Origin of the sequence: Candidatus Pantoea communis, from assembly GCF_011752685.1 — a bacterium.
In the GTDB taxonomy this organism is placed as follows: domain Bacteria; phylum Pseudomonadota; class Gammaproteobacteria; order Enterobacterales; family Enterobacteriaceae; genus Pantoea; species Pantoea communis.
Window position 1 is genome coordinate 1 of record NZ_VWXC01000013.1, and the last position, 12918, is coordinate 12918.

12 protein-coding genes are annotated in these 12918 nt (G+C 52.9%); 7 read left to right on the forward strand and 5 right to left on the reverse strand.

Annotated elements, in window-relative coordinates; all coding sequences use genetic code 11:
• Positions 1-163: 163 nt before the first annotated feature.
• Positions 164-715 (reverse strand): GNAT family N-acetyltransferase, encoded by a 552-nt coding sequence (locus F3J37_RS17235; RefSeq protein WP_166934715.1) that lies wholly within the window; start codon positions 713-715, stop codon positions 164-166.
• Positions 716-925: 210 nt separating this feature from the next.
• On the opposite strand from F3J37_RS17235, the gene F3J37_RS17240 reads away from it, so the two are divergent.
• Complete coding sequence (locus F3J37_RS17240; protein ID WP_034824993.1) at positions 926-1129, forward strand: hypothetical protein; 204 nt, start codon at positions 926-928, stop codon at positions 1127-1129.
• Between the two features lie 80 nt (positions 1130-1209).
• Complete coding sequence (locus F3J37_RS17245; RefSeq protein ID WP_166934717.1) at positions 1210-1935, forward strand: 4'-phosphopantetheinyl transferase family protein; 726 nt, start codon at positions 1210-1212, stop codon at positions 1933-1935.
• A gap of 155 nt (positions 1936-2090) precedes the next feature.
• Here the strand turns inward: F3J37_RS17245 and F3J37_RS17250 are convergent, their stop codons facing one another.
• From F3J37_RS17250 to apbE, 3 genes are all read right to left on the reverse strand, one after another.
• Positions 2091-3743 (reverse strand): multidrug ABC transporter permease/ATP-binding protein, encoded by a 1653-nt coding sequence (locus F3J37_RS17250; protein ID WP_166934719.1) that lies wholly within the window; start codon positions 3741-3743, stop codon positions 2091-2093.
• An 85-nt stretch (positions 3744-3828) separates the two neighbouring features.
• Entirely contained in the window at positions 3829-4470 is a 642-nt protein-coding gene (gene alkB / locus F3J37_RS17255; RefSeq protein ID WP_166934720.1) for a DNA oxidative demethylase AlkB, read from the reverse strand.
• 15 nt (positions 4471-4485) lie between these two features.
• On the reverse strand, positions 4486-5523 hold the full coding sequence (apbE, locus tag F3J37_RS17260; protein WP_166934722.1) for an FAD:protein FMN transferase ApbE: 1038 nt from the start codon (positions 5521-5523) through the stop codon (positions 4486-4488).
• A 400-nt stretch (positions 5524-5923) separates the two neighbouring features.
• Between apbE and F3J37_RS17265 the strand changes: the two genes are divergently transcribed.
• A complete protein-coding gene (locus F3J37_RS17265) occupies positions 5924-6076 on the forward strand; it encodes a hypothetical protein (RefSeq protein ID WP_166934724.1) in 153 nt (50 codons plus the stop codon).
• 312 nt (positions 6077-6388) lie between these two features.
• Here F3J37_RS17265 and ompC read toward each other — a convergent pair whose 3' ends face one another.
• On the reverse strand, positions 6389-7489 hold the full coding sequence (ompC, locus tag F3J37_RS17270; protein ID WP_166934726.1) for a porin OmpC: 1101 nt from the start codon (positions 7487-7489) through the stop codon (positions 6389-6391).
• 555 nt (positions 7490-8044) lie between these two features.
• Between ompC and F3J37_RS17275 the strand changes: the two genes are divergently transcribed.
• The 4 genes from F3J37_RS17275 (at position 8045) to rcsB (ending at position 12886) form a co-directional block, all read left to right on the forward strand.
• The gene (locus F3J37_RS17275) at positions 8045-8317 is read left to right on the forward strand and encodes a hypothetical protein (protein WP_160869506.1); all 273 of its coding nucleotides are present in this window, start codon (positions 8045-8047) and stop codon (positions 8315-8317) included.
• An 81-nt stretch (positions 8318-8398) separates the two neighbouring features.
• A complete protein-coding gene (locus F3J37_RS17280) occupies positions 8399-9553 on the forward strand; it encodes an MFS transporter (protein WP_166934728.1) in 1155 nt (384 codons plus the stop codon).
• A gap of 23 nt (positions 9554-9576) precedes the next feature.
• On the forward strand, positions 9577-12234 hold the full coding sequence (rcsD, locus tag F3J37_RS17285; RefSeq protein WP_166934935.1) for a phosphotransferase RcsD: 2658 nt from the start codon (positions 9577-9579) through the stop codon (positions 12232-12234).
• A gap of 1 nt (position 12235) precedes the next feature.
• On the forward strand, positions 12236-12886 hold the full coding sequence (gene rcsB, locus F3J37_RS17290) for a response regulator transcription factor RcsB (RefSeq protein WP_034825012.1): 651 nt from the start codon (positions 12236-12238) through the stop codon (positions 12884-12886).
• Positions 12887-12918 lie beyond the last annotated feature (32 nt).

Sequence of the window (12918 nt, forward strand, 5' to 3'; positions counted from 1 at the left end):
AGAATCGTAACGAGAGACGATATCAAGGGCCTGACTGAGCTGCATAAAAAAATCCGGAAACGAAGCGTTTCCGGATTCTTACACAGCCACTGGATCGTTCAACTGATCCTTAACTGATCGGCATTAGCCCTTGTGGCTGCTTTTTTGCTTTCTGAAGGTGCCGTTACGCTTTATCACGCTGCGCCAGCCATTCGTCACGCGTCAGTTCCCAGGTGCCCGCCGGTAACTCGCCCTCAACAAAAGTTTTGCGATAGGTATCCACTAACCGCATGCCAGTGCGTTCCGAGATGCGACGAGAAGCCAGATTATCCATCGCCTTGGGCACACGCAGACGCGTCTGATCGAGATGGATAAACCAGAATTCGGTGACTGCTGCGCAGGCTTCACTCATCAATCCCTGCTTCTGCCATTCAGGCACCAACCAGAATCCCCGGTTATCTTCCGGCCCCAGGCGTAGTGAGATTAAACCAATCAGACTGTTAGGATCAGATCGATGGCGAAGGCTCCAGTGCCACGCCTGCCCTGCTTTCATTGCAGGCAGCGCCATACCCTCAATATATTGACGGGCGCCATCAGCGGGATAAGGCCAGGGCACAGAACCGATCAGATGCCGCACGATTTCCCAGCGCGGGAAAACCTGCTGTACCTGAATCGCATCTTCGCTTCGCAGCGGTTGCAGCAGTAAACGGGGCGTTTCCAGACGCGGTATTTCCATAACAACCTCCTTGGTTAACCCATTAAGTATTATCGTAAAACGGCCTGAGTGGGAAATCTTCTCGGAAATAATCAGTCAGTTACCGAAAGCAATCAAAGCGGAGCGGGATCACATTTTTCGTCAAATATGACAGCATTTCATCTGATTGAAACAAAACTGTCATACAGTTTAATTACTCTTATCCTTCCTGTTTTTCGATGGACACTTATTATGGTCATCAAAGCTAAAAACCTGCAGGACGCGGAAGAACTCCTGCACTCAGGTATCAGTAAAGTTGAACTGGCTTACGATATCGGCAGCGACGATTTTTTCCGCCTGGCTTCGCGGTGGTGTGACCGCGGTGCGCGTATAACCAAAGGCAACGAGCACTTTGTGGTACAGATCAAAGGCATGTCGATTCCGCCTAATCACTAAACGTGGGTGAGCCGCTTTGGCTTGCTCTTTTCACGGCTGACGGGTAAAAATAGCGTTTTAACCGTCAGCCGTGATGCTTCATGTTTGCTTCTGAAATTCCCCTGGCACTGCCCCCCTCTCCGTTTATCACCGCTGCGGCTATGACAAGCTCTCCGCTCCCTATTGCGTGGTGTGAATTTAATCAGCAGGCATGGCACAGCGATCTGCATCAACACTGGCAGCTCCCGCTACCACTGGCGCTACACAGTGCCGTCACCAAGCGTAAAGCTGAGCATTTAGCCAGTCGCTGGCTGGCGCAGCAGATGCTGGCGCGCTACGCGATGCCTGACTTTATCCTGCGTAATGCGCCTGATCGCTCGCCTGTATGGCCGGTGGGGATCCAGGCCTCACTCTCGCATTCGCAGCAAATGGCCGTCATCGCGGCAACACAGGCGCCCCTGTGCATAGGCGTTGATGTCGAGCAAGTGATGGCAGAACAGACCGCAGAGGAAACGGCGGAGATGCTGATGAGCCGTGCAGAGCGTCAACGGTTAACCGCCGCTGCACTGCCGTTTGCAGCGGCGGCCACTTTGCTGTTTTCACTGAAAGAGAGTGTCTATAAAGCGTTGTGGCCACGGTTGCATCAGCCGATGGATTTTCTGCAAGCGGAGTTGCTGGCGTGGGATTTGACGCAAGGCCGCGCCACGCTCACGTTGACGCAGGACTTTTCACGCGAGTTTAACGCCAACACACGGCTGCAGGCGCATTTCTGGCAACGTGGCGACCGCGTTATCACACTGATCGCTCATCCACTGAGCAACCCATAAAAAAACCGGCTCAGAATCAATCTAAGCCGGTGACAACACAAGACGACAGAAGTGTTCCAGGGAGACAGAGACGAGGAATCTCTGTTGAAACTCAGCTTACTCGCCTGGCAACACCTTGCCCAATAAGGCTTTTTGCTAAGCTTTCCCGACAGATGTTAATGGCCGGTGTCGGTGCGCTTCACCGCATCCAGCGTAGCCATCTCACGTTCGTTACCGGTGAGTTCACTGAGCTGGCCTTCGCGCATCTCCAGCAAGCGGTCGGCATGAATGAAGTAGTGATCATCATGGCTAATAGCAAACACGGTTTTGCCCGACGCCTGCAGCCATGGCAGCAGTTCGCGGTAGAAGATGCGGCGGAAATGCGGGTCCTGATCGGCAGCCCACTCGTCCAGCAGCAAGATGTCGCGTTCCTCTGCCGCTGCCAGCAGCAGCGCCAGTCGCTTACTTTGCCCTTTAGAGAGCTGCAGATTCAGCACCTTATTGCCCTGTAGCTTCAGTTTGTCCTGCATCTTCAGGCGTTCCAGCCACTGCTGCACCAGCCCAGGATTGGCTGGCTGACCGCCGTGACCGATCAGGCGATCAAACAAATGCACATCGGTAAACACCGCCGAGAAGTGTTTACGATAAGCATCGAGGTTGTGCCAGTCGACCACTTTGCCATCCAGCAGCAAACTGCCCGATTGTGGCTGATAAAGCCCGGTCAGCAACATCGCCAGCGTTGACTTGCCACTGCCGTTACCCCCAATCAGAAACACTAACTCGCCACGATGCAGCGTAAGATTAATCGGGCCAACCTGGAAACCGTGCTCGCCATAATGGAAGCAGACATCGCGCAGTTCCAGCGTTTGCCAGCTACTCACCTGTGGCAGTGCTTTGAACTGTGCATCATAAGGTGCGAGATCGAAGCTGTTGATTTTACGGAAGGCGACCTGCGCACTGAGCAAGGTCGGCAAGGCTCCCACTGCCGCCAGTAACGGCGTGCGCAGGAACAGCAGCGTCAGTGAATAGGTGGCGGCCACCGCCGTGTTCGCCCAACCCAGACCGTTAGCCATAAAGAACACAATGCCAATTGCGCCCAGCATCATGATATTTGACCAGTTAACCGCGCTGAGATGGAAGGTATCGGCACGAACGATATGATGACGATAGCTTGTGGCGTTTTCCTGATAGACGCTGTCGTAAATCAGTTGAGCGCGCTCGCGGTTGAGCTGTAGCTCTTTGCGTCCTTCAATAATGGTCTGGAAATCACGATAGAGATCGTCTTCGATTTCACGCAGCTTCGCCATGTGTTGATAAACGCGTGACACCAGCAGCCAGCCGCCGACCAGCGTGATTACTAACCACAGCGAGGTGATCAGCAGCATTTTAGGTGACAGCCACGCCAGATAGAGCGCGGAACCCAGGGTAATAATGATGCCCTGAATCAGTTCCGGCAGGCGGACAAAGGCGATGGTGATGGCACGCACATCACTGGTGAGTCCCGCCAGCAGTTGCGCGTTACCTATCTGCTCAATGCGTTCGACGCGTGTATCGAGGATACGTTTGATGAATTCGCCGCGCAGGCGCCAGACAAAGTGATGACCAAGCTGAGTCAACGCCAGTTGCGATCCCAGCGTCACCGCCATCAGCAGAAACAGCTGCCCCAGAAAACTCGGCAGCACAGAAATCGAGGTATTCACCGCGACGATCAGCTCGTTATTGATATAGGCGATTAAGCCGATGCCGAGCGCGGCGCTTAACAGCGTAAGCAGAATGACGCCAATAAAAGGCCAGCGATACTGGCGATAAACCACATGCAGCAATGCCATTAACAGATTCCGGAGGTCAACCAAGCAGCCTGCAGTTTAATGGCGCTCCGGATGATAGCAAGATTAATTCTCATTCACCGCGCCGTTAGTGGGCGCGGCGGAAAGTGAGATTAAAGCGAAAGGCGCCCGCTGCCGGGTGAATACCGGGTTTGAGCGGCAGAATGCCGTGATAACGCAGGCGTGAGGGGCCGCCCCACACTACGATATCACCGTGCTCCAGCAGCACCCGCTGCGTGGCATCACCGCGCTCAAAACCACCAAACTGGAACACCGCTGGCAGGCCTAATGATACCGAAACAATCGGCTGACGCAGATCCTTCTCGTCTTTATCCTGATGCAGCGTGAGTTTGGCACCGGGTTCATAGCGGTTGATTAAGCAGGCATCCGGGTTAAAGCCGGGGAATCCCGCTTCCTGCGCGGTTTGTTGCGCCAGCGTGCGAAACAGCGCAGGCATCGGCGGCCATTTGTGCCCACTGGCATTATCCTGCTCCGTGTATTGGTAGCCGCGCGAGTCCGTCGACCAGCCCAAATCGCCACAGTTGGTCATCGCCACCGACATGCGATGCCCGCCCGGCGTGATGCGGTGAGCAAAGGGATTTTGCCCGGCAATCTCCTGTATCGCCGCCAGCAATGCGTCCGCTTCATCGCGCGCGCGGCGGCGTAAAATCACCGCGCCTTCCGCTAACGGTTCCTGCCATGGAGCTTCTTCACTAAACAGATCCAACATCTGCGCCTCCTGCCGTTATTTGCTTTCCTGATCGATCAGGAAGGATTTGAACTGCGGTGACATCCAGTGTGTAAAGCCGTCACCCTGTTTGCTGATCAAATAAACCGCCAAATGTTCCTTGATTGCCAACGCTTGTGCCCGTTCGCTGCCCAGCACCATCAACCCGGTATCCCAGCCATCGGCTTCCAGCGCGGTAGTCGCAATCACGGTGGCCGACACCAGTTTATGTTCGATGGGGCGTCCGGTCGCGGGATCGATCACGTGCGAAATGCGTTTGCCGTCCAGTTCATAATAGTTGCGATAGCTGCCTGAGGTGCTGATACCGTGCCCCTGTAAGTCAACGCGCGCTTCGACGGCGTTTTCACGATCGGTGGGTTTCTGGATCGCCACACGCCAGGGTTGATTGCTGGCATTCTGCCCACGGGTTAGTACTGCGCCCCCCACCGACACCAGATAGTCGGTAATGCCCTGCTGCTCCATCAATCGTGCCAGATGATCGGTAGCGTACCCTTCCCCCATGGTCGAAAGATCGACATCCAGCGCGGGCAGATCTTTCTGCAACCACTGCCCCTCCACGCTCTGGATCACATGCAAATGTTGTAAGCCGGTTTGCGCTTTCGCTGCATCAATCTGCGCCTGGCTCGGGGTGTGCGCAGGTTGTTTCGTGGGCCCGAACCCCCACAAATTGACCAGCGGGCCGACGGTGATATCCATCGCACCCTCGGTTTTATGACCGATGCGCAGGGCTTCAACCACGATATCCGCCATATCCGCGCTCACCGGCTGCGGCTGATCACCCTGATACTGGTTGAAGCGCGACAAAACTGAATCCTGCTTCCAGGTGGAGAGTTCATGATCATCACGATCAAGCTGCTGCTGAATAGCCTGCTGCAAAGCGGCCTGCCGTTGGGGATCGACGCCCGCCAGGCTGACGCGCCACTGGGTGCCCATGGTTTTCCCTTCCAGCACCAGTGCGCTACGGGAGGCCTGCTGGTCGCAGCCGAACAACGCGCTGGTCATAACACCAATTAGCAGAATATTCTTAATACCCATCACTTCCTCATCTGTAACTCATTAATTCATCCTGTTTCAAAGCATAAACCGCTTGTAAAACAGGCTAAAGCTGCTTGAAGTTCATACCTGACTTGCACAGGATTGAGCGTTCAAGCCCCCCAACCGCACAGGAGCGACAGATGATTTTTATGATTCTCGCTGTATCCGCCGTTCTGTTCATCTTCGGGACTTTCCGCTGCTGGCAACACTATCGCCATCGCCTGATTCAGCATTACCCCTCGCGCAAACGTTAAATTTTTGCACCATGGATTAATGATATGCACCGCTTCAGCGCTGCCGGAGTGTAGCAAATCAGATTGAGGCCGCGTGGCGCTGAGAGCGGTGACCTGGCATGAATTCTGCACCGTTGAGACTGAGTTGAACATCAGCGAGGTGCAAAATGGATAAGACAAAAACCCAACAAACCTGGCAACACTGGTTGCGCTTCTCCGCGTTTACGCTGGCAGGCGTCGCAATGGAAGGCAGCACACCCACGCCCCATACGTCGGGAGTGCCCGCGCCAAAAGCCAAAAAATGGCGCCCTGTATCGTAATCTCATCACTCCGCTCGCCCAGGCCCGGATGGTCATCCGGGCGTCTTCCTGCCTTACAGTGAAACAGAGACTCTTCTGCCGCTATCGGTCAGCCGTTAAAAAAGAAAATCCCTGAGAAGTTGCCAGCATAAAGGCAGTTTAAGGCTGCACAGATAATGTTGCTGGTCGACGGTGCCATTGTGCGAATACAGAGGAGGAAACAGGCAGAGGAGATCGTGGAGATATGACAAAGTGCGTTAATGCAACAGATGCAGTAGCGGCGGCCCGAAGGCCGCTGAGGGCGCACCGTGGCGCGCCCTACCAAGCTGCAACTTAGAACTGGTAAACCAGGCCCAGTGCCACAATGTCGTCGGTGTTGATGCCGGCTGCATTGGTGAAGTTGTTGTCGTCCAGCAGGTTGATCTGGTAATCAACATAGGTCGACATATTTTTGTTGAAGTAGTAAGTCGCACCCACATCAACATATTTTTTCAGGTTCTGATCGCCGTAGTTCTGCACGTTGCCGCGAGAAGAAACGAACGCCAGGGATGGGCGCAGACCGAAGTCGAACTGGTACTGTGCCACCAATTCCCAGTTATCCGCAGTATCCGCGTAACCGTAAGAAGTTGCGCTGCTGGAACCGAAGCGCGTTGCGTTGTACGAACGAGTGTACATCGCGGCCAGATACACGTTGTTGGCGTCATATTTCAGGCCACCGGTGTAAGCAGAAGCTTTATCACCACGACCCAGGATAGCGCCGGTGTTCTGGTTGTTAGTACGGTCAGACTGGAACATCGCTGCACCGATACCGAAACCGGAGCCGATGTCATAAGTGGTGCTCAGGCCGTAACCATCACCGTTCTCACCCAGCACATCACGGCCGCTAGAGGATTCAGTTGGGTTGTCATTTTTGCCCTGATACTGGACTGCAAAGTTCCAGCCATCCACCAGGCCAAAGAAGTTGGTGTTGCGGTAGGTCGCCATGCCGTTACCGCGCTGGAACATGTAGTTGTCCGCGCCGTAGGTATCGCCACCGAACTCTGGCAATACGTCAGTCCAGCCCGAAACATCATAGATCACGCCATAGTTACGACCGTAGTCGAATGAACCGGCATCACCGAATTTCACACCGGCAAAGCCGACACGCGTAAAGCTGTTGGCGGTGCCTTCGTTTTCAGAGGTGTTAAGGGCAGCCTGGTATTCCCACTGGCCGTAACCGGTCAGTTGGTCTGTGACCTGAGTTTCACCTTTGAAACCGAAACGCAGGTAAGACTGATCACCGTCTGAACCTGAGTTGTCGGAGAAATAGTGCAGACCATCGACTTTACCGTAGAGGTCTAATTTGTTGCCATCTTTGTTGTAAATTTCAGCTGCGCTTGCTGAACCTGCAACCAGCAATGCAGGGATCATCAGGGAGAGAACGCGACGTTTCATTTTATTACCCTCTTTAATGTGCCTTTATTTATGCCACTGCAAACTGAACGATTAAAAATTCAGCCGGCAAGCCATTGTTATTTTATACGGGGCAATAATCTATCACGAAAATGATACTAAATTTCCAAAAGTGTTTCATTGTATTTAATAGTTATTTCCAAATGTAAATATCGTGGAACTAATAATCAGCACGGATCAACAAAGAATACAGCACATATTGGTAATCGATTATTTATCCATTTAATAACAACAACTTAAATTGACTCACCCTGCCGCACTGAATGATAAAACTAAAGTCACTTCAGCGCATACAATTACTCCCGCTATCATCATTTATTTCATTATTCCCTTCATTCACCCCGAATGAGTTGTTTTACCCTAATTCCCGCCGGACATGTTTGTCCGGCATTTTTTTGCCAAAATCACTCATCCCCGCGTAATTTTAAGTAAAGTTAGTTGATTGGGTTAAATTAACGCAATCTCTCCGGCGCATTATTAGCTATTTTTCGCACTTTTTGTTCAATCGATAGCCATCATTCTGCAATGTTAATTTCTGTGCGTAATGAAGAATACTGGAATATGCACTGGCCCAGACTCTCTCCTATTAGCCTAAATGAGTCTTCTCTTATTCAATTGGTTAAGGCAAAGTGCAGCGCTGATTTATTACCGATGATGATTTTATATTCATCCTTTTCCATCATGAAATTTCAATTTGCGACCGATTGTTCGCGGCAGGAAGGCCGTGAAAGTGCCAGGAAAGTTCTGGAAAAGCGTCACGCCACGCCAAAACTCGGTAATATGCCTGTTTCTGGCGCTCATCTTTTCTGAACTCATCGGTTCTGAACTGCGGTGAGACGTCAGCTTTAATGCTAAACTTCGTCGCTTTGACGGCTATTGAAAAAGACTTTTATGACAGCACTGGACGCCGCACAGCACAATCATTTGCATCAGCGTGTCAACATGGGTACACGCATCGTCTTTCTGATCGCCGGACTTTGCATGTCGGCATGGGCGCCACTGGTTCCCTTTGCCAGCCAGCGTCTGGCACTGAGCGGCGCATCGTTAGGTGGGCTGCTGCTGTGCCTCGGAATGGGATCGCTAGCAGCGATGCCGATTACCGGTGCGCTGATTGCCCGCGTGGGCGGCCGTCGGGTGATGTTATGTTCCACGTTAGTGGTGCTGGCGATCCTGCCACTACTCACTCTGCTAAATGTGATGTGGTTGATGGCTGCGGCACTGATGATCTTCGGTGCCGGGTTAGGCATGCTGGATGTCGCCATGAATGTGCAGGCCGTTGAAGTGGAGAAAGCGGCACGCAAGCCGATGATGTCGGGTTTCCATGGTTTCTTCAGCCTGGGTGGGATTATTGGTGCCGGTAGCGTCAGTTTGTTGCTGGCCAGTGGTCTCTCGCCCCTGCATGCTGTCGGGGTGGTGATGGTGTTAATCGTGGTGCTGCTGGTGATCAGCCTGCCAACGTTAATGACTGAACGGTTGCATCAGCCCGATCAACCCTGGCTGGTGATCCCACGCGGTTGGGTCGCTTTCCTGGGGTTACTGTGCTTCATTCTGTTTTTGGCAGAAGGCGCGGTGCTTGACTGGAGCGCACTGCTGTTACTGCAAAACACAGAGATGGACGTAGCACATGCGGGATTGGGCTATGCCATCTTCTCGGTGGCGATGACAATCGGCCGTCTCACCGGTGATAAAGTCATTCAACGTTTTGGCCGCTATCCCGTCATGGTCACGGGTGCGTTAGCCGCTGCAGCGGGTATGACGCTGGCGGTGTTACTGCCGTGGCCACAGGTTGCACTGCTGGCTTTCCTGCTGGTGGGATTCGGCTTAGCCAACACCGTGCCAATGCTGTTTAATGCGGCCGGGAATCAACACGATATGCCGTCGAATCTGGCGATTTCTGCCATGACAACATTAGGCTATGCAGGTATTCTTTCAGGTCCGGCTCTAATCGGATTTATTTCCCAGTGGCTCAGTTTGAGTGGCGCATTTTTATTGATCGCCCTGCTGCTGCTGGCCGTTGCCGCCAGTGCTCGCCTGGTGGCGCGCTAATCGCAGGATCCTGAGACACTATGCTGCCTTACAAATTTCCGCTGACCTCGGGTAACGTCACCCGTTTCTTCGTGGTGTTCAACCTGGTGCTGTTTCTGGCCCTGGGAGCTATGGTGCACAACAGTGTTAACGCCTGGCTTACTGAGAAGCGTTACGCGATGACCGATTTAGCGCGTGCCGTACAAAAACGCATCGACGCTTCGCGTTTCGCGACCTGGCAGATTTATGAAAATCTCGCCACCAGTGCGGCCGGATCTGCACCCAACACCAATCTTCTGGAAACCCGCCTGCGCCCGGATGTTTACTACCTGGAAAAGACGCGCCGTAAAACGGAAGCGCTGATCTTTGGCTCCCACGACAGCAGCACGCTGGATATGACGATGCGCATGTCCAACTACCTCGATACGCTGTGGGGTGCAGAGAATCCCACCTGGTCGATGTATTTCCTCAATGGCCAGGACAACAGCCTGATCATGATCTCGACGCTGCCATTAAAAGATATGGCAACGCGTTATAAAGAGAGCGCCATCAATACGCTGGTCGACAGCCGCCGTGCCGAGATGCTGCAACAGGCCAATGCGCTCGACGAACGTGAAAGCTTCTCACCGCTGCGCCATTTCGCCTGGCAGAACGATCACTACTTTACCCTGCGCACCACCTTCAACCAGCCTGGTCACCTCGCCACGGTGGTCGCTTTTGATCTGCCGATCAACGATTTGATCCCGCACAGCATGCCGCTGGAAAATTTCCAGTTGATTCAGGATGCCACGCAATCTTCCAGCACCAGCAGCGACGATGCCACTAGCGAAACGACATCTGTTTCACTGGCGAATCCTAATCTCGTCATTGCGGCGTCACTGCCCAGCACCTCGTTACAGTTAGTATATCGCGTGCCGCTCACCAGCCTCGCTTTGGATACCCTGCATAATCTGATGTGGCCGCTGTTGATCAATCTGGTGCTGTTACTGCTCTCGATTGCCGGCATCACCTTATTGCGTCAGCAGTCATTGCGCCCGAACGAGAACCAAAGCGCCGAGTTAGATTCGCTGCGCATGCTGAATGAAGAGATTGTCGCGAGCCTGCCGGTGGGTTTGCTGGTGTATGACTTCGCTACCAATCGCACGCTGTTGAGCAACAAGATTGCCGAGCATCTGTTACCCCATCTGAACCTGCAGAAAATCATCAATATGTCCGATCAGCATCAAGGCGTGCTGCAGGCCACCATCAACAACGAGGTGTATGAGATCCGCCACGCCCGTAGCGTGCTGTCACCACATACTCAGCTGTTTATGATGCGCGATCAGGACCGTGAATTGCTGGTGAATAAAAAACTGCAGAAGGCACAGCAGGTGTTGGATCGTAATCATCAGATGCGTCAGCAGCTGATGCAAAATCTCGGTCACGCCCTCAACCGTCCGCTGGAGAGTATGGTGGCGCAACTGGTGCAACTCAGCCAGCGTGATGAAGACGAAAGCGTGCTGGATTTGCTTGATGAAAGTCAGGGCCTGTCTCGTTTGGTTGATGACATTGTATTGCTGAACCGCCTGGAAGCACACGACTGGTCGCCGGATGCTAGCGTGTTCAATTTGCAGGAGTTGCTGGATGACATCGCGCTGGAGAGCCTACCGCTGATGCGCCGTAAAGGGTTGGCGCTGGTGGTCAACAACCATCTGGCCAACGACGAGATGCGCTTTGGCGATCGCCGTGCACTGCGCAAAGTCCTGACCACCCTGATGCACTATGCGCTCACCACCACGCAGTGGGGCAAAATTACGCTGGAGATTAAGGCCAGCGAGAATAAGCCCAACTCGGTGCTGCTACAGTTGGTGGATACCGGCTCCGGCCTGAGCGTCGATGAGCTGGCGAATGTTGATTTCCCGTATCTGGGCGAAACCACTCAGGATCGTTACGGTCAGGCCTCTGGCATGGCATTTTTCCTCTGCAAGCAGCTGTGCAAGCAGATGGGTGGCCAGCTGGAGATCATCGCCAAACCCGATATCGGCACACGCTATAATATTCAACTGCCCCTCGCGCTGGAACTACAAGGCGAGCAGGAAGAGAAGCTGCTGGAAGGTGTAACCGCACTGGTCGATATCGCCGTCGAGGATGTGCACAAAATTGTTTGCCGCCAGTTAGAAAACTGGGGAGCGAATTGCCTGACCTCTGACGAACGTTTATCCGGTCAGGATCATGATGTGCTGATCACTGACGATCCCGCCCGCCTCAATGGCTGGGCTCTGCTATTAGCCGGTGACGAAATGGGTCACCACGCATTGAACGATCAGCAATACCGGGTCAATTTCAATCTCAGCAATGCGCTGCTTGACGCGCTGCTGGCACTGATTGAAAAGCAAATGGCTCATGATTTGATGGAGGAAAGTAGTGAAGATGAGGCTGCCACGCCGCTGATGAGCGGAGGCTATTTCCAGCTGTTTACCGAGACAGTACCGCCTGATGTGAAGAGACTGTATACTGAGGCAGCGGAGAAGGATTATCCCTCGCTTGCTCAGACTGCACATCGCCTGAAAGGCGTGTTCGCCATGCTAAATCTGGTTCCAGGTAAACAGCTTTGTGAAGAGTTAGAACATCACATAAAACTATGTGAAGATTTAACCATTATAAATACCACCAGTGAAATTGACGCATACGTCAACCAACTGCTGCAGCAAGGTAACCCATAAGATGAATAACCTGAATGTAATTATTGCCGATGACCATCCGATTGTTCTGTTCGGTATCCGTAAGTCTCTGGAACAGATCGAATGGGTCAACGTTGTAGGTGAGTTTGAAGACTCAACAGCACTGATTAACAGCTTGTCCAAACTGGATGCTAACGTTCTGATTACCGATCTCTCCATGCCTGGCGAGAAATACGGTGATGGCATCACACTGATTAAGTACATCAAACGTCACTATCCGGATCTCTCAATTATCGTTCTGACCATGAACAATAACCCAGCGATCCTGAGCGCCGTATTGGATCTGGATATCGAAGGGATTGTACTGAAGCAAGGTGCACCGACCGATCTGCCAAAAGCGCTGGCAGCCCTGCAGAAAGGCAAAAAATATACGCCTGAAAGCGTGGCGAAACTGCTGGAGAAAATCAGTGCTGGCGGTTACGGTGACAAACGTCTGTCGCCGAAAGAGAGTGAAGTTCTGCGCCTGTTTGCCGAAGGTTTCCTGGTCACGGAAATCGCTAAGAAACTGAACCGCAGTATCAAAACCATCAGTAGCCAGAAGAAATCGGCGATGATGAAGCTCGGGGTGGAAAATGATATCGCCCTGCTGAATTACCTCTCTTCCGTGAGCGCGACTCAGGTTGAAAGAGATTAAGATGTAAAAAAGGCGCACTTCGGTGCGCCTGT

Coding starts and splice junctions, on each gene's coding strand:
- F3J37_RS17265 (WP_166934724.1), top strand. CDS start 5,924: ATGGATAAGACAAAAACCCAACAAACCTGGCAACACTGGTTGCGCTTC.
- alkB (WP_166934720.1), bottom strand. CDS start 4,470: ATGTTGGATCTGTTTAGTGAAGAAGCTCCATGGCAGGAACCGTTAGCG.
- rcsB (WP_034825012.1), top strand. CDS start 12,236: ATGAATAACCTGAATGTAATTATTGCCGATGACCATCCGATTGTTCTG.
- F3J37_RS17250 (WP_166934719.1), bottom strand. CDS start 3,743: ATGGCATTGCTGCATGTGGTTTATCGCCAGTATCGCTGGCCTTTTATT.
- ompC (WP_166934726.1), bottom strand. CDS start 7,489: ATGAAACGTCGCGTTCTCTCCCTGATGATCCCTGCATTGCTGGTTGCA.
- F3J37_RS17240 (WP_034824993.1), top strand. CDS start 926: ATGGTCATCAAAGCTAAAAACCTGCAGGACGCGGAAGAACTCCTGCAC.
- F3J37_RS17245 (WP_166934717.1), top strand. CDS start 1,210: ATGTTTGCTTCTGAAATTCCCCTGGCACTGCCCCCCTCTCCGTTTATC.
- F3J37_RS17280 (WP_166934728.1), top strand. CDS start 8,399: ATGACAGCACTGGACGCCGCACAGCACAATCATTTGCATCAGCGTGTC.
- F3J37_RS17235 (WP_166934715.1), bottom strand. CDS start 715: ATGGAAATACCGCGTCTGGAAACGCCCCGTTTACTGCTGCAACCGCTG.
- apbE (WP_166934722.1), bottom strand. CDS start 5,523: ATGGGTATTAAGAATATTCTGCTAATTGGTGTTATGACCAGCGCGTTG.